Source organism: Bacillus sp. FJAT-52991, assembly GCF_037201805.1.
GTDB classification, from domain to species: Bacteria; Bacillota; Bacilli; order Bacillales; family Domibacillaceae; genus Bacillus_CE; species Bacillus_CE kandeliae.
Map to the genome: position 1 here is coordinate 2,268,264 of NZ_CP147404.1, position 17,664 is coordinate 2,285,927.

Here is a 17,664-nt window from a genome sequence, read left to right on the forward strand (position 1 = left end):
TTACACATCGCTTGAAATAAGAAAAGTCACAGACGTTATTCATAAGCTGATCATCCATTGTTTACTCATTGGCTATGTTCAAGTGTAGCGTTGATTTTTGACTCATTCGTGCAAAAATAATCAAGGTCAACATCATGATTTAACAAATAAAAAAACTGCTCCGCAACGGAACAGTTGTTAAGAAAATATCCATGAAACGACAAAAACCGCTGCCGCAAACCCTGCCAAGTCAGCAAGTAAGCCGACTTTTAACGCATCCCCCATTTGCTTTATGCCGACCGCCCCAAAATAAATTGTTAATACATAAAAAGTCGTATCCGTACTTCCTTGCATCACCGAAGCTAAGCGACCAATATACGAATCCGGACCATGGGTAGCAATTAAATCACTGACCATTCCTAAAGCGGCCGTTCCTGAAATCGGACGAATTAACGCGAGCGGAAAGACTTCTGGTGCAAGACCGATCCATACCAAGACCGGCCGCATCCATTCTACTACACTTTCAAGAGCACCTGAGGCTCGGAAAATAGCAATTGACACCATCATGCCTACTAAATAAGGGATAATCGAAACCGCAATTTGGATACCTTCTTTTCCACCTTCTACAAAGGTTTCGTATGTGGGAACTTTTTTCAGTGTACCGTAAAATAAAATCAAGCCAATCATAACAGGAATAATCCACATGGAAATGGCAGAGAGCCCGGCCATTTATCCCCCTCCCTTTCGTTTGCGACGTGAGTGAAAATATCGGTCGATCACAATAGCAAAGACCGCCGAACAGGCCGTTGCGAACAGGGTAGGTGCCACAATTTCTGCTGGTGAAGCCGAGTGATAGGAAAAGCGAATGGCCAAAACAGTTGTTGGAATAAGTGTGATGCTTGATGTATTAATAGCTAGAAAGGTAATCATGGAGCGACTGGCTTCGCTTTTCCCTCCATTTAATCGCTTTAACTCCTCCATCGCTTTAATGCCAAAAGGAGTGGCCGCATTTCCAAGGCCAAACATATTAGCGGTCATATTCGACAAGATGTATCCCATGGCGGGATGATCGGTCGGGATATCTGGGAATAATCGTTTCGCAATCGGCTGAAACAAACGAGCAAATTGTTGCAGCATACCGGCTTTCTCGGCTATTTTCATTAAGCCCAGCCAAAAAACAAGAACACTAATTAAACCGATACAAATCGTCACAGCTTCTCCTGAGGCTTCAAATACAGCTTTATTCACCTCATGCATTTTGCCGTTGACCGCTGCAAAGATCAGTCCAATAAGAGTCATCCCTACCCAAATATAATTAACCATGGCTCATTTCACCATTGTTTATCATGATCATCATTCCTTCCACTTATCCCATAGAAATTTCTTCTGCTTTTTTTTCTCCTGTTTATAATAAATAGGCAGTGTAAATACTTTCTCTTTGTTAATGTACGCTTCTGCTTGTCCAACCACTTCAGGTACCTTCCCACGCTTCCAGCTTTTTTTAGGGTTCAGTAGCTTGTAGTGAATGGAGAGTTGTTCTTCCTCTTTTTTTGTAAGAGGGAATAGCACATCTCTTTTTAAGTAGATATGACCATCATAAAAAGAATTATTGATATTAATTGCTTTTTTATGAAAAATGACCTTAGGATCGTATTTCTCAAAACTAGATTCATACATATATATGTGATCATTCCAGTCATCCGATGCATCTAATGTAACCGCAATTAAATCCATATCCCCTTTAGCGGCAGTTGTCACTAGCGTTCGATGGGCTTTTTTCGTATAACCTGTTTTTCCCCCTGTACAATATTCGTATTTTTCTGTTAATAAACGATTCTTATTATGCCAAATTCGATCCCACTCGCCACTCGGATCTTCGGAGCGGTATTTTTTCGTTCCAGCTATTTCTCGATACGTGGCGTTTTTCATCGCATATCTTGTCAGCAGTGCCATATCATAGGCGGTGGAGCGATGCTTCTCACTATCATCAAGTCCATGCGGATTAGCAAAGTGCGTATTTTTCATACCAATTTCTTTTGCCTTTTCATTCATTAAAAATACAAATCCCTCTTTGCTTCCTCCTACATGTTCAGCAATGGCGACAGCCGCATCATTCCCAGAGCGCAGCATTAAGCCGTACACTAAATCTTTTAACAAAATCTTTTCGCCCTTTTTTAAATAAAGAGACGATCCTTCTGTTAGCACAGCGTTCTTGCTCACCTTTACTTTTTCCTGTAGCTTGTCTGATTCAATCGCAATAATCGCTGTCATAATTTTCGTAATACTAGCAATCCGCATCACCTCATGTGGATCTTTGGCGTATAGTACTCGGCCACTTTGCTGCTCCATTACTATTGCACTAACAGCACTCGTGCTTGCTTGTGCTGTTGAGTTCATTGACAGCAAGAACAGTAGGAAAGCCAGGATGACAACTGTCACTTTTTTATTCATCCGCTGATCTTCTCCCTCGCTTATTTGTACAACTATATGCAAAATAAGCGCCTAACATGACCGATAAAAAAAAGCGGCCGCGGCCGCTTTTCTTTACTCCTCATGATGTAACACTTGTTCAAATCGCTCAAAAAATAAATCCGCTTCTGCTTGTTCATTTTCTTCGATTTCTGACAATGGCGGAAGCTCCGAAATATCCTTTAATCCGAAGCAATCCAAAAATTCTTTTGTTGTGCCATATAAAATCGGTCTTCCTGGTCCTTCTGCTCGTCCATACTCTTTAATTAACCCTTTAGCTGTTAAACTTTGAATCGCTCGATCCGTCTTCACTCCACGAATTTCCTCAATCTCCGCTCTTGTAATGGTCTGCTTGTATGCGATAATCGCTAACGTTTCAAGGGCTGCTTGAGAAAGAGTTTGTGAATGACTGTTCTCCACAAGCTTTTTAATATAGGGAGCGTGTTCTTTTTTAGTCGCTAACTGATAAGTTCCCGCGAGTTCAATTAATAGGATACCGCGATCTTGATCCTGTTCGTAGCGCCCCTTTAATTCATTGATAATATCTTTTGCTTCATGTTCTTCCACTTCAAGCACTTGACGAATTTGTTTTAACGACAAGCCTTCATCACCAGCAGCGAAAAGTAGGCTTTCCGTGATGCTCGCCCAATTAATAATACCCATTAACTGATTCCTCCTTTTGCCATAACAAATAGGTCAGAAAAATTGTCCTGCTGCTCAACCACAATCTCATTTCGTTTCATTAATTCTAGTACAGCTAGAAAGCTAACAACCATATTTCCCTTATCGTCATATGGAAAAAGATCAACAAAACGAGTCGGCTGTTTGCAAGTAACTAATGTGGACAAAATTTGACCCATTCGTTTTTCTAATGATATCTCTTGTCTTTTTACTTTTTTCGTAATTGGGCGCTGTAATTTCTTGCGACGAAGAAGCTTATGAAAAGCACCCAGCATATCATATACAGTAACATGTAAATTCTCTGATGATGGATGATCACCTTCAAGAGCTGTTAAATCACTCGGTGCTTTTGTAAAAAACTGCCCTCGCTCTTCTTCTTTCTCTTTCAAACGCTCGGCTGCTTCTTTATACTTTTTATACTCAACCAGTCGTTCCACTAACTCTTCTCGCGGATCTTCTTCTGACCAATCTACTTCTTCCTCTTCTTCATGCGAAGGAAGCAAGGTTTTGCTTTTAATAGCTAATAACGTAGCAGCCATCACTAAATATTCACTGGCGACATCAAGTTCTAATTCCTTCATCGCATGAATGAATAATAAATACTGCTCAGTGATCTCAGCCATCGGAATATCATATATGTCGATCTCTAACCGCTGAATTAAATGTAGTAACAAATCCAATGGTCCTTCAAAAGCATCAACTTTTACTTTATATTGCATATTTTATCACCAATTCTTTTCAGTTCACTCAAAAAAGCTCAACCTTTAGTATAGAGGATTCAACGATACTGTCCACTACTATTTTTGGAATTTGATCAAGAGTTTTCAACATGTTAAGATGTGTTTAATGTACTTTGTGTAGGAGGCTGTTCATGTATTCATATCCGTTGGCTTATTTAACCTTTCTCGTTCATTTTCATGACCATCAAGATTACTTTGAATGCCACGAAGTGTTAGAGGAATATTGGAAAGAAAAAACGGATCAGGCGCGCGATTCCGTTTGGGTTGGACTCATTCAAACAGCCGTTGTGCTTTATCATCATCGCCGCGGCAACATTAGGGGAGCTCTCAAATTAGCAATAAAAGCTCTTAACACGTTAACAAAACGACAAAACGAGCTCAACGAACTAGGTATTGACAGCGACGCTTTTTTAGAGACTTTCTCTCTTCGTCTTCAAGAGTTAAAACAAGAGCAGCCGTTTACTCCTTTCTCTATTCCTTTAAATCATCCAGAACTTAAGAAGCAATACCAACTTGTAAAGCAATCATGCTTTTCTCCGCTTTTAAAGGAGTCAGCTGATTATTTATATAATAAACATTCTTTAAGAGATCGTTCAGATGTGATTGCTGCTCGCGAACGATCGTTGCAAGAAAGACAGCGAGCTAGAAAAATCGCCCAAAACACCATTCATTGAAAAGAGACCCGCACTTATTCAGTCGGGTCTTCTTCTTCACACTTATGAAAAAAATTAGAGGTGGATGAGTTAGGAACAATCTTCTTATTCGTATGCATTTCTTTTAACTCTTTCACCATTTTTTTGCCGATCCCTTCCATGCGATAAGAAGGATTAACGGAAATATGTTGGACTTTTACTGTATCTTCTTTTTCCTTTATTCCTATGACCCCAATAATTTCTTCGTCTTTCCATAAATAAAGTTGCCAATGATCCTTTTCTTCATATGACTTCATTGTTTGCTGCAATTTTTTTATTTCCTTTTCTTCAGGCATAAACGACAGCAAACCCATAGCAATTTTTTCAAAAGACTTTTTATAACGAATTAACATGTGGAATCCCTCTTCAATTTTATGGTAATCATACAAATAACAGTTATTAAACAATTACCATTTTAACAAAACTTTGGAAGTTGTTCAACTTTTCTTAAACAATAAACAACCAGTAATATACACCCCAGCCACATGCAATTAACATAAGAATAATAAAAAGTATGGCGTTATTTCTATTCATACTTCACCTCAGATTGTTGGTCATTCATTTATGACTCATCGTTCTTGTCAGAGGAAGATCAAGCTTAATAATATCCTCATAACTTTCTCTCTTTATAATTAGGTCGACATTTCCATTCTCAACGAAGACAACAGGTGGTCTTGGAATACGATTGTAGTTATTAGCCATGGAATAACCATAGGCCCCTGTACAAAATACAGCTAAAATATCTCCAGACTCAGCTTTTGGCAGCGGTAAATCCCATATAAGCATATCTCCTGATTCGCAGCACTTACCGGCAATGGATACCGTTTCTTCCACTGGGTCATTGACTCGATTGGCTAATACTGCTTCATATTTCGCTTCATACAAAGCAGGACGAATATTATCGTTCATTCCCCCATCAATCGCAATATACTTTCTCACTTTAGGGACATGCTTTTCAGATCCTGTTTGATATAGAGTAATTCCAGCATCACCAACAAGAGAACGCCCTGGTTCAATCCATATTTCTGGCATAGACATGCTATAGGTAGCTGTCTGATCTTGAACTTCTTTAATGATTTCCTCCACATATTGCCAAGGCTCTAGCGGATCGTCTTCTTCAGTATAGCGAATTCCAAAGCCGCCGCCAAGGTTTAATACGTCAGATTCAAATTGGTAACGTTCTTTCCATTCAGCAAGTTTCTCGATAATTTTCCGAGCCGCTAATGTAAAACCGGTCGTTTCAAATATTTGTGATCCGATGTGACAATGAACCCCTAACAACTTTATAGCTGTCATTTTCAAAGCTATTTGCATCGCTTCTTCCGCTTGGCCGTTGTTTAAATCAAAGCCAAACTTCGAATCTTCCTGTCCAGTCGTAATATAATCATGCGTATGGGCTTCCACTCCAGGCGTTACCCGCAGTAAAATATTCATCACCTTCCCTTGTTGCTCACAAAGGGATTGTAGCATATGCAACTCATAAAAATTATCCACAACGACACAGCCAATACCGCTTTCAATGGCCATGATGAGTTCTTCTTTACTTTTATTATTTCCATGAAAGTGGATTCTCTCTGCCGGAAAATTGGCTTTCAGAGCTGTATAAAGCTCGCCTCCCGATACGACATCTAAAGACAACCCTTCTTCTTCTACAAGTTGAATCATACCAATCGCAGAAAATGCTTTGCTGGCATACGCCACTTGTGCGCTCACTCCAAGCTTTTCAAACGTTTCTTTAAATCCTCTTGCTCTTTCTCGTATTAACGCCACATCATAAATATACAGAGGAGTGCCGTATTTATTAGCTAAGCTAATGACATCTACTCCTCCCACTTCTAAATGTCCAGATTGATTCACACGGGCCGTTCCATATGTATGCATGTAATCTCCTCTATTCTTTGAGTTTCTTTTTCTCAAATGTCAATATTCAGATAATAAAAAAGAAGAAATAGACAGTCGTCTGCATGACAAACTGTCTAAAGACTAAAATGATTAAAAGTAATATACCATACATCCGTGATCTGCTCAATATCGTTATTCATTCACTGGTTGCCTAATCGAATCTCGTGGATTCACGATCGATGGCCGCAATTTCGATGATGGTACGGTTTTTCTAATACATATTTGCCAAAACGCTTGGGGATCAAAAGGAAGAAGCGGCCATAAATAAGGGGTATTTAATGCTCGCATATGAGCTAAAAAGATAATAATACAAGTAGTTGCAATCATAAATCCTGGCACTTTAAACAGCGCGACAGCTACTAGCAAGAATAGTCTAGATATTTTATTCGCGATGCTGAGTTCATAACTAGGGGTTGCGTACGTTCCAATTGCCGCAATCGCCACATACAAAATGACTTCGGGCACAAACAAACCTACATCAATCGCAATTTGTCCAATGAGGACAGCGGCAATTAAACCCATAGCCGTTGATAGTGGCGTCGGTGTATGAATAGCCGCGATTCTCAAAATCTCAATCCCAATATCAGCGATGAATATTTGCAACACTAAAGGAATATGTGTTCTTTTATTAGGGCCAATAAATTCTAATGATTTTGGCAACAGTTGAGGCTCCAGCGAAACCAGTAATAATAACGGCAATAAAAACAATGAAGCAAAGATGGCAAAAAAGCGAAGCCATCGAATAAACGTCCCTACAGCTGCCGATTGTCGATATTCTTCGGCATGTTGTAAGTGATGAACATAAGTGGCTGGTAAAATGATCACACTTGGCGACGTATCCACAAATAATAGAACATGCCCTTCTAGTAAATGAACAGCACCAATGTCTGCTCTTTCCGTGTATCTGACAATTGGATAAGGGTTATAGCCTTGTTTAACAATAAACTCTTCAATCGTTTTATCCGCCATTGGAATGCCGTCTATATCAACTTCGTCCAATTCCTGCCTAATGATTGACACTAAATCTGGATCTGCTATTCCATCAATGTAAGCGATCGCTACATCCGTTTTAGACCGTTGTCCTACCTTTGTCATTTCAAACCGGAGACGACCATCTCTGATTCGCCTTCTTGTTAGCCCGGTATTCACAATAATATTTTCTACATATCCATCGCGCGAACCACGAACGACCTTTTCTGTGTCAGGCTCTTGTGGCTGTCTTCCTGGATAGCTCCGAACATCGACAATAAATGCTCGATCTTCATTTTCAACAACAATCGCTATTAATCCAGACAATACTTGATCGATCACTTGATTGACTGTCTGAACTTTTTCTACAGACTGATGGGCAATTCGATTGCCAATAATGTCTCCAACATGCATACTTCTTTTTTCATGATCATTAATGTGTGTCAAATCCGATAGTATTTCGATAATAAAAAGCGTATCACATAATCCATTGACATAGTAAATATGCACTTTCTTTCCTAAAATAATGAACTCGCGAACACCGATATCAAAGCTTTTACCTAAGCCCATTTTCTGCTCCATCAGTTCGTTCATTTTCATAGGATCTTTCGGAATATTTATCGCTTTCGTTTCTTGCACGCCTAGACCTCCTTGCCATCCTCCGATATTATTACTGGTGCACAAAATACAGCCATTGGAATAATGAACCAGCTATTTTCCCTAGGACAATGGCCATAATCAAAACCAAAATATGTTCATGAACACCAAGCCGCTTGGCGATAATCGGAAATACATTCAACACTTCCGTCAATGCAGCCGCTAGCATACCTATGAACATTCCACTTAGTAATCCAATCGGCAATAGCCACCACGCTGACACGAATAACCGAATAGGATGTAAGCTGCCCGTTGTCCCAGCAAGCACTCCTGAGATCACAGCCCATTCATATTCCCTAATCCTTCTAAATGTTTTCGTCATTTGCATCATCCTTGGAATCACGCCAAGGACCGTAATGAACGCTACATACCCAACACCCACTGATAAGCCACCAGACAAACCGAGAAAGGCTAGCAACACATTATGAACGGTACCCACTATTCTTCCTACTTTCTTTATACTCATTTAACACGACATATTGATTTAGATCTTGTTGATATTTAAATATTTCCACTTCTAGCGGACTTGGTTCCTCATTAAACTTCTTTTTAAATAAATGATTGAAAAATAATATCATTCCAACACCTAAACCAATGGAATACGGTATTTGTAAAATGAGCGGATGCTCTTTCTTTTTACCGGTAATGATCTCATACAATTTCACATGAACAGCTTGCATGCTTACATCTTCATGAAAATTCATGATCGTTAAGGCTGCTCCAGTAAATAATAAACACCAGACAAAAAGAAAAAGAGGAAAAACACTTTTTTTCACAGGTGGGGCTGTATCAATAATCGTTTCTGAAGGTCCGACGAATTGGATATCTACTTCCGGCCATTGATGAAGTATCATCTTTACAATCGTCATCGCTTCAATAATCACAATTTGCTGATCCTCTGGCTTAATTTGGTATATATCCATATGAAGCAGACTTGGTAGTAATTGTTCAGGGGCAATTACTTGAGCGATGTCTTTTAGCTTCACTTTCGCATTCATATCTAGGTGAATACGAGGAGTCAACCGAATAAAAATGGAAGTTTCCATCATTCTCCCACCTTGCTGTTTCATCATTATAGTCATTAGTATGAGCATAAGAATGTTCGATTATGCGATGAACTCCATGAAAAAAGTCGGTCAACCATCGTTGAACCGACTTAAGTCTTTACGTAGATTTCATATTTTCCTTCATTTGCAGTAAAATTCTTTTCTCTAATCGCGACACTTGAACTTGAGAAATGCCCAGTCGATCGGCGACTTCCGCTTGTGTCTGATCTTTATAGTAACGCAAGTAGACAATCAACCTTTCTCTCTCCTCCAATCCTCTGATCGCTTCTTTTAATGCAATTTGGTCAAACCATTGCTGATCATTTTTGTCAGCCATTTGATCTAAAAGAGTGATCGGATCTCCATCATTTTCATACACCGTTTCATGAATAGATGATGGTGACCTAGCAGCTTCCTGTGCCATTACCGCTTCTTCAGGCGGAATATCTAAATGATTGGCGATTTCTTGAATCGTTGGTGTTCGGCCGTATTTTTTCAACAGTTCTTCTCTCGCTCTACGGATTTTATTCCCTGTTTCCTTTAATGAGCGACTCACTTTTACAGTCCCATCATCGCGAATAAAACGTTGAATTTCACCGATGATCATTGGTACGGCGTAAGTCGAAAATTTCACGTCGTAACTTAAATCAAATTTATCAACCGATTTTAATAAGCCAATACAACCGATTTGAAATAAATCATCCGGGTCGTAGCCTCTGTTCAAAAAGCGTTGAACCACTGACCAGACGAGCCTCATGTTCTTCTCAACAATCGTATCTCGCGCTTGTTGATTCCCTTTTTGACTTTCGCTAATCAATTTCTTTAGCTGAGCATCTGATAAAATAGCCGGCTTATTTTTTTTAATTTCAACATCCATGGCTTGGCCCCTTAATTACAATATGCTTTTTTATTAGCAAGCTGCTTCTTTAAACGAATCACGGTGCCTGATCCTTGATGTGAGGTAACTTCTACTTCGTCCATAAAATTTTCCATAATCGTAAATCCCATTCCTGAACGTTCTAACTCTGGTTTTGTTGTAAATAATGGTTGTCTCGCTTCCTCCACATTTTCCATACCGACCCCTTCATCTCGAATCACGAGATCAATCAGCCCATCATCAATCAGAACGGATATATAAACAATCCCCGCTGGATTTCCTTCATAGCCATGAATAATGGCATTCGTCACTGCTTCAGAAACAACTGTTTTCACTTCCGTTAATTCGTCCATTGTGGGGTCTAGCTGAGCAATAAAAGCGGCAACTGTCACTCTCGCAAACGACTCATTTTGACTAATGGCACTAAATTGAACATTCATTTCATTTTTCATATTAAGCCGCCCCCAATCGTTCAAGTGCTCGTTGTTCAGATGTTTCCATTCGAATAATTTTAAACAAGCCAGACAGCTCAAACAGCCTTTTCACTGATGGAGAAATCGCACATACAACCATCTCCCCATTTTTTTGCTGAATTTGCTTATATCTCCCTAATACAACACCAAGTCCTGAGCTATCCATAAAAGCTAGCTCCTCAAGATTTAATATAATATGACGAATCCCTTGTCTATCAATCGCTTCATCTGCTTGCTTTCTTAGCGATTCAGCTGCATGATGATCTAGCTCTCCGATTAAACGAAGGCAAAGAACTTGATCGACCACTTCCATGTCTACTGTTAAGCTCATAATTAAGCCCCCTTTTTTCAGTAATAGGAAGCATTTCGACAGTGCTGCTTGTCAATCCTTCTGCCTGACAAAACTAGTACGTATTCGCTAAAAGAATTCTTGCTTCGTCATCACGAATCGGTCGTTTTCGTAAAATAATGAAACACTTTTTTATAAAATTGCCACCAGCTCGCTTGATGAATGTCTTCTTTGGCGATTAGCGGCGTTTTAGAAATCACCTTTCCTTCTCTTTTAATGCGTAACTCGCCAAGCTTGGCTCCTTTTTTGATAGGTGCTTCCATATTTTTTTTCAAATGAAGCTGTTGCTTCAACTCGACTTGTTTGTCTCCTTTATGAGCGATAACCGATACATTTTCTCCTGTTTCTAAAGGAACTTTATTTTTATGTCCTTTTACTACTTTTAAACTGGTGATTTCTCTTCCTTTTTCATAAAGAGGGGTCAGAGAATATTGATCAAAGCCATAATCCATCATTTTTGTAATTTGGACGTTTCTCTCTTTCGGAGTTGGAGCCCCAAAAACTACAGCCACAAGACGCATCTTCCCTTTTTGAGCAGTCGTCGTTAAACAATATTTCGCTTCGTTCGTAAATCCTGTTTTCAATCCATCTACTCCAGGATAAAATTTAAGTAAACGGTTCGTATTGACAAGCCAAAACTTCTTATCCGTCCCATCTCGTAAATACGCTTCGTATGTTCCAGTGAATTTGGTGATTTGCTTATGATTTAATAATGCTTTGGCCATGATCGCCATATCATAGGCAGAACTGTAATGGCCTTTTTCAGGAAGGCCCGTCGCATTTTTAAATTGCGTTTGTTTTAAATCTAATTCTTTTGCTTTCTTATTCATCATCTTGACGAACATTTCTTCACTGCCACCAATTCGTTCAGCCATAGCCACAGATGCATCATTAGCGGATCCAATCGCAATCGCTTGAAGCATTTCTTTCACTGTCATTTCTTCCCCTGGCTCCAAAAATATTTGTGACCCTCCCATCGAAGCAGCCAACTCACTTGTTCTCACTTGATCTTCCCACGATATTTTCTTGTCTTCGATCGCTTCCATAATGAGCAGCATTGTCATGATTTTGGTCATAGAGGCTGGGGGAAGCGGTTTATGACTATTCTTCTCAAACAAAACAGCCCCGGTATCTTTTTCGATTAAAATCGCGGACTTAGTGTTTTCCGCCATTTGTAGCTTATCATCCGCTTCATTAGCTGAAGAAAGGGGTGGTGCACTATACCAAATGAGCAAAAAGACAAGAAATAGTAAAAGCTTTCGCATCATGATTAAATGACCTCCATTGTTGTTAACTATTCATACGGTATAACCCCATTTTTTCCAACATCTCTATTTTTATACAAAAAAGAAGCATCCTTTTCCAGGATGCTTCTTTTTAAGTAAATGTCCGTCTATTTCATTATCTCTTCATGAATTAGTACAGGTGGATCAACCTTTTCTTTTGAAAGAAGAATACTCTTATACAGTTCTTCTTTCACCTGTTCAACTTCTTCTGTGTTGCTGTATACAGTGACAAGTGATTCTCCAACTTGAACTTTATCACCGATTTTCTTATTCAGCATCAAGCCAACAGCAAGGTCAATTTCAGATTCCTTTGTCGCTCGACCAGCACCAAGCCACATCGCGGCTGTTCCTACATGGTCAGCAATAATTTCTGACACATAGCCCTCTTCCTTTGCTACAAGTTCAATTTGATAAGCAGATTGAGGAAGTTTCGTCGGATCATCTACAATCGATCCATCTCCGCCTTGAGCTTCGATGAACACGCGAAACTTCTCTAATGCTTCGCCGTTTTCGATGACCTCGATCAATTTTTGGCGAGCTTCTTCAAGAGAGAATGCTTGATTAGCCGCATATACCATATGACTACCAAGGACTAAGCAAAGTTCCGTTAAATCTTCAGGACCTTCTCCTTTTAATGTATCGATCGCTTCTTTTACTTCAAGCGCATTTCCAATGGCAAATCCTAATGGTTGACTCATATCTGAAATCACGGCCATCGTCTTGCGGCCGACGTGATTCCCGATATTCACCATAGCTCGAGCGAGATCACGCGAATCTTCAAGCGTCTTCATAAAAGCGCCTGCTCCTGTTTTAACATCTAACACAATTGCATCGGCCCCAGCCGCAATTTTTTTGCTCATAATGGAGCTAGCAATAAGTGGAATACTGTTCACAGTCCCTGTAACATCACGAAGAGCATATAACTTTTTATCCGCTGGCGTTAAGTTACCACTTTGACCAATAACAGCGATTTTATTTTTGTTCACAAGCTCAATGAACTGTTCATTGGTTATTTCGACATGAAAGCCTTCCGCTGCTTCTAGCTTGTCGATCGTTCCACCTGTATGCCCAAGTCCGCGGCCGCTCATTTTTGCTACAGGTACACCAACCGCCGCAACTAGCGGACCAAGCACTAAAGTCGTTGTATCACCAACACCGCCAGTGGAATGCTTATCCACCTTGATGCCTTCAATAGCCGACAAATCAATTTGATCACCGGAAGCGACCATCGCCATCGTTAAGTCTGCTCTCTCTTGTTCTGTCATCCCTTGAAAATAGATCGCCATTAACCAAGCACTGATTTGATAATCAGGGATCGTCCCTTTTGTATAGCCTTCAATGATAAAGTTAATTTCTGTCGTTGTTAATTGATGTCCGTCACGCTTTTTTTCAATTAAATCTACCATTCTCATGCGATGATCGCGCCCTTCTTTATATAGATTTAATAATTTCTTTTACATATAACAAAAAGTCAGCTCGAACTTTCTCTGTCGTTTCAATAACTTCATCATGAGCTAACGGTTGATCCAGTATTCCAGCCGCCATATTAGAAATACAAGAAATTCCAAGCACTTTCATACCGCTATGACGGGCAACAATTACTTCTGGTACGGTAGACATACCGACTGCATCACCACCGAGCGTTCTTGCCATACGCACTTCAGCTGGCGTTTCATATACTGGGCCTGTATTTCCTACGTACACACCTTCTTGAACTGAAAGGTTGATGGTTTTAGCAATATCCTTTGCCAATTGTTGAAGCTCTTTACTATATGCTTCTGACATATCTGGAAAACGCACGCCAAGACGATTATCATTTGGACCAATCAATGGATTACCACCCATCATATTAATGTGGTCGGTAATGATCATTAAATCTCCCGGTTCAAACGCTTCATTGACACCGCCTGCTGCATTCGTAACAATCACTGTTTCGACACCAAGTGCTTTCATCACACGCACAGGAAATGTGACTTGATCGAAGGAATACCCTTCATAGTAGTGAAAGCGACCTTGCATCGCCACCACTTCTTTTCCAGATAGTGTACCAAACACAAGCTGTCCGGCATGGCCTTCTACGGTAGACACCGGAAAATCAGGAATCTCACTGTAAGGAATTTTGACGGCATTCTCAATTTCATCCGCAAGTACCCCAAGACCGGAACCTAGAATCAAACCGATTTTTGGGCTTTTTTGACTGACCTTTTTTAAATATTGTGTCGCTTGTTCTATTTTTTCTACGTTCATCATTTTTCTCTCCTACTTTAAGTCATTTAAAAAACTTTCGCCATATTTAGGCATCTTTACGCCAAAATTTTCTGCTACTGTGGCGCCAATATCAGCAAACGTCTGTCTGATCGGCAACTCTTTCCCGGATTGGAAACGTGTTGAATAGACAATTAATGGGACGTACTCACGTGTATGATCGGTACCATGATGGATCGGGTCGTTCCCATGATCAGCTGTAATGATCAGCAAGTCATCGTCAGTCATTTTGTCAAAAACTTCTGGAAGTCTGGCATCAAATTCTTCAAGGGCCTTTCCGTACCCGATCGGATCACGACGATGTCCAAACATAGCATCGAAATCAACGAGGTTGACGAAGCTTAAACCTGTAAATGGTTGATCAAATGTTTGAATGAACTTGTCCATTCCGTCCATATTCGATGTTGTCCGTAACGCTTGCGTCACGCCTTCCCCATCGTAAATATCAGAAATTTTCCCGATCGCAATCACGTCATAATCAGCATCTTTCATTTCATTCATCACTGTACGCTCAAACGGCTTTAATGCATAGTCATGGCGATTCGCTGTGCGAGTAAAAGCTCCTGATTCCCCGATAAATGGACGAGCAATCACTCGGCCGACCATATATTTTTCATTCAAAGTGAGTTCTCTTGCGATTTCACAAATGTGATATAATTCTTTTAAAGGAACGACCTCTTCATGTGCAGCAATTTGCAAAACGGAATCGGCTGACGTATAAACAATCAGTGCCCCTGTTTCCATGTGTTCCTTGCCAAGCTCATCCAAGATCGCTGTCCCACTTGCCGGCTTATTGCCAATCACTTTTCTGCCAGTTCTTTGCTCTAAATCATATATTAATTCATCAGGAAATCCCTCAGGAAACACTTGAAAAGGCGTTTGAATGTTTAATCCCATGATCTCCCAATGACCAGTCATCGTATCTTTCCCGTTAGAAGCTTCCTGCATTTTTGTGTAATAAGCAAGTGGCTCGTCCGCTTTTTTAACTCCTTGGATGTCTCGGATATTCGCAAGCCCAAGCTTCGCCATATTTGGCATATGTAGTCCGTTCATTTTTTCTGCGATATGACCTAGTGTATCTGATCCTAAATCATTAAATGTTTCTGCATCTGGTGCCTCACCAATTCCTACTGAATCCATCACTAACAAATGAATTCGTTTATATGTAGACGCTGTCATTTCACTTCCTCCTTTTCTTTCTTCTATTGAACATATTACCCTAATTTTATTTGAATAATCACATGTTAAATCGTCAGAAGTCTGACAACCTTTTATAATTTTATTTTACCTGATAGAACCGCTTTTGTACAAGCAAAAGGGAGAAGGCTGTCCTATAAAAGAATAAGAGTTGCATTCCTTTACACTGGACAGCCTTTTGTTAGATCGCCTCATTAAGCTCGAGGATGAAATTTCGTATACACATCCTTCATTCTTGTTTTCGTGACATGTGTATAAATTTGTGTCGTTGAAATATCTGCGTGGCCAAGCATTTCTTGTACAGCTCGTAAATCTGCTCCATTTTCTAGTAAATGCGTGGCAAAGGAATGGCGTAATGTATGCGGTGTCAAATCTTTTTGAATATTGGATTTTTGAGCAAGTGCCTTTAGTATTTTCCAAAATCCTTGCCGTGTTAAACGGTTGCCATGATGGTTTAAAAATAAAGCCTCTGTTGTATGTTTAGCCGACTTCAATTTGGGTCTTCCGTCTTGAAGATAGGTTTCGAGCACATGAATCGCTGTTTTGCCAATCGGTATGATTCTTTCTTTATTTCCTTTACCGAAGCAACGGACAAATCCCATCGTTAAATGAATATCTTCTAGATTTAATGAGGTTAACTCGCTCACTCGAATGCCCGTTGCATACAACAGTTCAAGCATCGCCTGATCACGTAATCCGAATGGTGTCGATCTATCCGGTGCTTCCATTAATGCTTCCACTTCAGACAAATTGAGCACTTTCGGTAATTTTTTCTCCGTTTGTGGCGTTTCAATATGAACAGAAGGGTCTTGATCGACGGCCTTTTCACGAAGAAGAAATTGATGAAAGGATCGGACGGATGCTACATGTCGCGCGATCGTTTTCGATGACTTTCCTTCTGTTTTCAATTCATTTAGAAACTGAACAATATGAACACGCGTCACTTCATTTAATGAAGACAGCTGCTCAACTTTTTCTAAATACAATAAGTAACGCTTTAAATCGCGCTCATAAGCGGCAATTGTATTTTTAGCTAGTCCCTTCTCTACGACCATATAATGAATGAAATCTTGTAACTGATCCTTCATTGAATTACTCCCCATCTAAATAAAAAAGCAACAGCCGCTCAAGCCAGCGAATATCTACTTCTTCTACCGGAACGGCTACTTTCATCGCCGCTCCTTCCGGCTCATCATACCGATGCTTTTTTTCATATTCGTTTTGAAACCAAACAATTCCACTATAAAATAAGAGCGTTAAGCTAGTAAATAAAAAAAATACCCCACTCGCTCGTCGAACAGCTTTGATCCATTCACGTATCATCTTTCCCTCCTACTCGCTATTGTCATTTATATAACTTATGCTAGCTGAGTAGGCATTTAGAACTGAATACGATACAAATATAAAAAGACTGTCCCTTAAGCGCTTGGCTTCTTCACTAAGGTATCGACATGATATGTTTCACATCGATACTACCTATAGTCGTGAAGGCGTTTGCTCTTCTCTTTAGGACAGCCCCTTATTAATCTGCATGCTGCTTTTCATTTTCTCCTTGTTGTTCGGCTTTCTCTTGACAACGCCAACAAATCCCATGAAAAGTTAAACGATGGTCTTTTACTTTAAATTTCCAATCCCGTTCAATAATGACTTCTACGTCTTCGAGAAGGTCTTCCTGAATTTCATCGACTGCACCACATTCAATACAAACAAGATGATGATGAAAATGAGCGGCGCCTTCTTGACGTAAATCATAACGGGAAACACCGTCCCCAAAATTTATCTTATCTACTACTTTCAACTCATTCAGTAATTCCAATGTTCGATAGACGGTAGCCAATCCAATTTCAGGTGCCTTTTCTTTCACTAGGAGGTATACATCTTCTGCACTTAAATGATCTTCTTCATGCTCAAGCAGCACCCGCACAGTAGCTTCGCGCTGAGGAGTTAATTTATAACTCGCAGAATGCAACTGTTTCTTAATTCTTTCTATCCGACTTTCCATCATTTGTCCCCTCCCACGCTGATGTATTCTTTATTATAACAAATTGGGAGGAAGTTGCAAAATAAAATCATTATAATACC

General features: G+C 39.9%; 21 protein-coding genes. 1 reads left to right on the forward strand and 20 read right to left on the reverse strand.

Translation table 11 applies throughout. From position 1 onward, the window contains the following. Positions 1 to 177 precede the first annotated feature (177 nt). The 5 genes from WDJ61_RS11685 to WDJ61_RS11705 all read right to left on the reverse strand — a co-directional run bounded on the left by WDJ61_RS11685 (position 178) and on the right by WDJ61_RS11705 (position 3,848). Positions 178 to 708 (reverse strand): spore maturation protein, encoded by a 531-nt coding sequence (locus WDJ61_RS11685; protein WP_338749904.1) that lies wholly within the window; start codon positions 706 to 708, stop codon positions 178 to 180. Beyond that, positions 709 to 1,302, reverse strand: coding sequence for a nucleoside recognition domain-containing protein (locus tag WDJ61_RS11690; protein WP_338749906.1), 594 nt, complete (start codon positions 1,300 to 1,302; stop codon positions 709 to 711). Positions 1,303 to 1,332: 30 nt separating this feature from the next. Continuing rightward, positions 1,333 to 2,430 (reverse strand): D-alanyl-D-alanine carboxypeptidase family protein, encoded by a 1,098-nt coding sequence (locus WDJ61_RS11695; protein WP_338749909.1) that lies wholly within the window; start codon positions 2,428 to 2,430, stop codon positions 1,333 to 1,335. A gap of 93 nt (positions 2,431 to 2,523) precedes the next feature. Further along, entirely contained in the window at positions 2,524 to 3,111 is a 588-nt protein-coding gene (scpB, locus tag WDJ61_RS11700; RefSeq protein WP_338749910.1) for an SMC-Scp complex subunit ScpB, read from the reverse strand. After that, complete coding sequence (locus WDJ61_RS11705; RefSeq protein ID WP_338749912.1) at positions 3,111 to 3,848, reverse strand: segregation/condensation protein A; 738 nt, start codon at positions 3,846 to 3,848, stop codon at positions 3,111 to 3,113. The genes scpB and WDJ61_RS11705 overlap by 1 nt, the downstream gene beginning before the upstream one ends. A 152-nt stretch (positions 3,849 to 4,000) precedes the next feature. Between WDJ61_RS11705 and WDJ61_RS11710 the strand changes: the two genes are divergently transcribed. Then, positions 4,001 to 4,543, forward strand: coding sequence for a DUF309 domain-containing protein (locus WDJ61_RS11710; RefSeq protein ID WP_338749914.1), 543 nt, complete (start codon positions 4,001 to 4,003; stop codon positions 4,541 to 4,543). A 14-nt stretch (positions 4,544 to 4,557) separates the two neighbouring features. Here WDJ61_RS11710 and WDJ61_RS11715 read toward each other — a convergent pair whose 3' ends face one another. From WDJ61_RS11715 to WDJ61_RS11785, 15 genes are all read right to left on the reverse strand, one after another. Then, the gene (locus WDJ61_RS11715; protein WP_338749916.1) at positions 4,558 to 4,914 is read right to left on the reverse strand and encodes a GNAT family N-acetyltransferase; all 357 of its coding nucleotides are present in this window, start codon (positions 4,912 to 4,914) and stop codon (positions 4,558 to 4,560) included. Between the two features lie 205 nt (positions 4,915 to 5,119). Then, positions 5,120 to 6,442, reverse strand: coding sequence for a diaminopimelate decarboxylase (gene lysA, locus WDJ61_RS11720; RefSeq protein WP_338749918.1), 1,323 nt, complete (start codon positions 6,440 to 6,442; stop codon positions 5,120 to 5,122). Positions 6,443 to 6,595: 153 nt separating this feature from the next. Next, positions 6,596 to 8,032, reverse strand: a complete 1,437-nt coding sequence (locus WDJ61_RS11725; RefSeq protein ID WP_338754779.1) for a spore germination protein — start codon at positions 8,030 to 8,032, stop codon at positions 6,596 to 6,598. 70 nt (positions 8,033 to 8,102) lie between these two features. Next, positions 8,103 to 8,528, reverse strand: a complete 426-nt coding sequence (locus WDJ61_RS11730) for a stage V sporulation protein AB (protein ID WP_413789009.1) — start codon at positions 8,526 to 8,528, stop codon at positions 8,103 to 8,105. Beyond that, on the reverse strand, positions 8,512 to 9,135 hold the full coding sequence (locus WDJ61_RS11735) for a stage V sporulation protein AA (protein ID WP_338749922.1): 624 nt from the start codon (positions 9,133 to 9,135) through the stop codon (positions 8,512 to 8,514). The genes WDJ61_RS11730 and WDJ61_RS11735 overlap by 17 nt, the downstream gene beginning before the upstream one ends. A 118-nt stretch (positions 9,136 to 9,253) precedes the next feature. After that, the gene (gene sigF / locus WDJ61_RS11740) at positions 9,254 to 10,012 is read right to left on the reverse strand and encodes an RNA polymerase sporulation sigma factor SigF (RefSeq protein ID WP_338749924.1); all 759 of its coding nucleotides are present in this window, start codon (positions 10,010 to 10,012) and stop codon (positions 9,254 to 9,256) included. A gap of 11 nt (positions 10,013 to 10,023) precedes the next feature. Further along, positions 10,024 to 10,464, reverse strand: coding sequence for an anti-sigma F factor (gene spoIIAB, locus WDJ61_RS11745; protein ID WP_338749926.1), 441 nt, complete (start codon positions 10,462 to 10,464; stop codon positions 10,024 to 10,026). Position 10,465: 1 nt separating this feature from the next. After that, positions 10,466 to 10,816, reverse strand: coding sequence for an anti-sigma F factor antagonist (gene spoIIAA / locus WDJ61_RS11750; protein WP_338749928.1), 351 nt, complete (start codon positions 10,814 to 10,816; stop codon positions 10,466 to 10,468). Positions 10,817 to 10,926: 110 nt separating this feature from the next. Next, positions 10,927 to 12,102, reverse strand: coding sequence for a D-alanyl-D-alanine carboxypeptidase family protein (locus WDJ61_RS11755; protein WP_338749930.1), 1,176 nt, complete (start codon positions 12,100 to 12,102; stop codon positions 10,927 to 10,929). A gap of 125 nt (positions 12,103 to 12,227) precedes the next feature. Continuing rightward, entirely contained in the window at positions 12,228 to 13,532 is a 1,305-nt protein-coding gene (locus tag WDJ61_RS11760; protein WP_338749932.1) for a pyrimidine-nucleoside phosphorylase, read from the reverse strand. A gap of 19 nt (positions 13,533 to 13,551) precedes the next feature. After that, positions 13,552 to 14,367, reverse strand: a complete 816-nt coding sequence (locus tag WDJ61_RS11765) for a purine-nucleoside phosphorylase (RefSeq protein ID WP_338749934.1) — start codon at positions 14,365 to 14,367, stop codon at positions 13,552 to 13,554. A 12-nt stretch (positions 14,368 to 14,379) separates the two neighbouring features. Continuing rightward, on the reverse strand, positions 14,380 to 15,564 hold the full coding sequence (gene deoB, locus WDJ61_RS11770; RefSeq protein WP_338749936.1) for a phosphopentomutase: 1,185 nt from the start codon (positions 15,562 to 15,564) through the stop codon (positions 14,380 to 14,382). Positions 15,565 to 15,776: 212 nt separating this feature from the next. After that, positions 15,777 to 16,670 carry a site-specific tyrosine recombinase XerD gene (gene xerD / locus WDJ61_RS11775; RefSeq protein ID WP_338749938.1) on the reverse strand — a complete coding sequence of 298 codons (894 nt, stop codon included), beginning with the start codon at positions 16,668 to 16,670 and terminating at the stop codon, positions 15,777 to 15,779. A 4-nt stretch (positions 16,671 to 16,674) separates the two neighbouring features. Continuing rightward, positions 16,675 to 16,905, reverse strand: a complete 231-nt coding sequence (locus WDJ61_RS11780; RefSeq protein WP_338749940.1) for a DUF4227 family protein — start codon at positions 16,903 to 16,905, stop codon at positions 16,675 to 16,677. Positions 16,906 to 17,104: 199 nt separating this feature from the next. Beyond that, on the reverse strand, positions 17,105 to 17,584 hold the full coding sequence (locus WDJ61_RS11785; protein ID WP_338754780.1) for a Fur family transcriptional regulator: 480 nt from the start codon (positions 17,582 to 17,584) through the stop codon (positions 17,105 to 17,107). Positions 17,585 to 17,664: the final 80 nt, after the last annotated feature.

Excerpts from the sequence above, each read along its gene's own strand:
- WDJ61_RS11685 (WP_338749904.1), bottom strand. The coding sequence starts at position 708 with ATGGCCGGGCTCTCTGCCATTTCCATGTGGATTATTCCTGTTATGATT.
- WDJ61_RS11690 (WP_338749906.1), bottom strand. The coding sequence starts at position 1,302 with ATGGTTAATTATATTTGGGTAGGGATGACTCTTATTGGACTGATCTTT.
- WDJ61_RS11695 (WP_338749909.1), bottom strand. The coding sequence starts at position 2,430 with ATGAATAAAAAAGTGACAGTTGTCATCCTGGCTTTCCTACTGTTCTTG.
- scpB (WP_338749910.1), bottom strand. The coding sequence starts at position 3,111 with ATGGGTATTATTAATTGGGCGAGCATCACGGAAAGCCTACTTTTCGCT.
- WDJ61_RS11705 (WP_338749912.1), bottom strand. The coding sequence starts at position 3,848 with ATGCAATATAAAGTAAAAGTTGATGCTTTTGAAGGACCATTGGATTTG.
- WDJ61_RS11710 (WP_338749914.1), top strand. The coding sequence starts at position 4,001 with ATGTATTCATATCCGTTGGCTTATTTAACCTTTCTCGTTCATTTTCAT.
- WDJ61_RS11715 (WP_338749916.1), bottom strand. The coding sequence starts at position 4,914 with ATGTTAATTCGTTATAAAAAGTCTTTTGAAAAAATTGCTATGGGTTTG.
- lysA (WP_338749918.1), bottom strand. The coding sequence starts at position 6,442 with ATGCATACATATGGAACGGCCCGTGTGAATCAATCTGGACATTTAGAA.
- WDJ61_RS11725 (WP_338754779.1), bottom strand. The coding sequence starts at position 8,032 with ATGAAAATGAACGAACTGATGGAGCAGAAAATGGGCTTAGGTAAAAGC.
- WDJ61_RS11735 (WP_338749922.1), bottom strand. The coding sequence starts at position 9,135 with ATGGAAACTTCCATTTTTATTCGGTTGACTCCTCGTATTCACCTAGAT.
- sigF (WP_338749924.1), bottom strand. The coding sequence starts at position 10,012 with ATGGATGTTGAAATTAAAAAAAATAAGCCGGCTATTTTATCAGATGCT.
- spoIIAB (WP_338749926.1), bottom strand. The coding sequence starts at position 10,464 with ATGAAAAATGAAATGAATGTTCAATTTAGTGCCATTAGTCAAAATGAG.
- spoIIAA (WP_338749928.1), bottom strand. The coding sequence starts at position 10,816 with ATGAGCTTAACAGTAGACATGGAAGTGGTCGATCAAGTTCTTTGCCTT.
- WDJ61_RS11755 (WP_338749930.1), bottom strand. The coding sequence starts at position 12,102 with ATGATGCGAAAGCTTTTACTATTTCTTGTCTTTTTGCTCATTTGGTAT.
- WDJ61_RS11760 (WP_338749932.1), bottom strand. The coding sequence starts at position 13,532 with ATGAGAATGGTAGATTTAATTGAAAAAAAGCGTGACGGACATCAATTA.
- WDJ61_RS11765 (WP_338749934.1), bottom strand. The coding sequence starts at position 14,367 with ATGAACGTAGAAAAAATAGAACAAGCGACACAATATTTAAAAAAGGTC.
- deoB (WP_338749936.1), bottom strand. The coding sequence starts at position 15,564 with ATGACAGCGTCTACATATAAACGAATTCATTTGTTAGTGATGGATTCA.
- xerD (WP_338749938.1), bottom strand. The coding sequence starts at position 16,670 with ATGAAGGATCAGTTACAAGATTTCATTCATTATATGGTCGTAGAGAAG.
- WDJ61_RS11780 (WP_338749940.1), bottom strand. The coding sequence starts at position 16,905 with ATGATACGTGAATGGATCAAAGCTGTTCGACGAGCGAGTGGGGTATTT.
- WDJ61_RS11785 (WP_338754780.1), bottom strand. The coding sequence starts at position 17,584 with ATGGAAAGTCGGATAGAAAGAATTAAGAAACAGTTGCATTCTGCGAGT.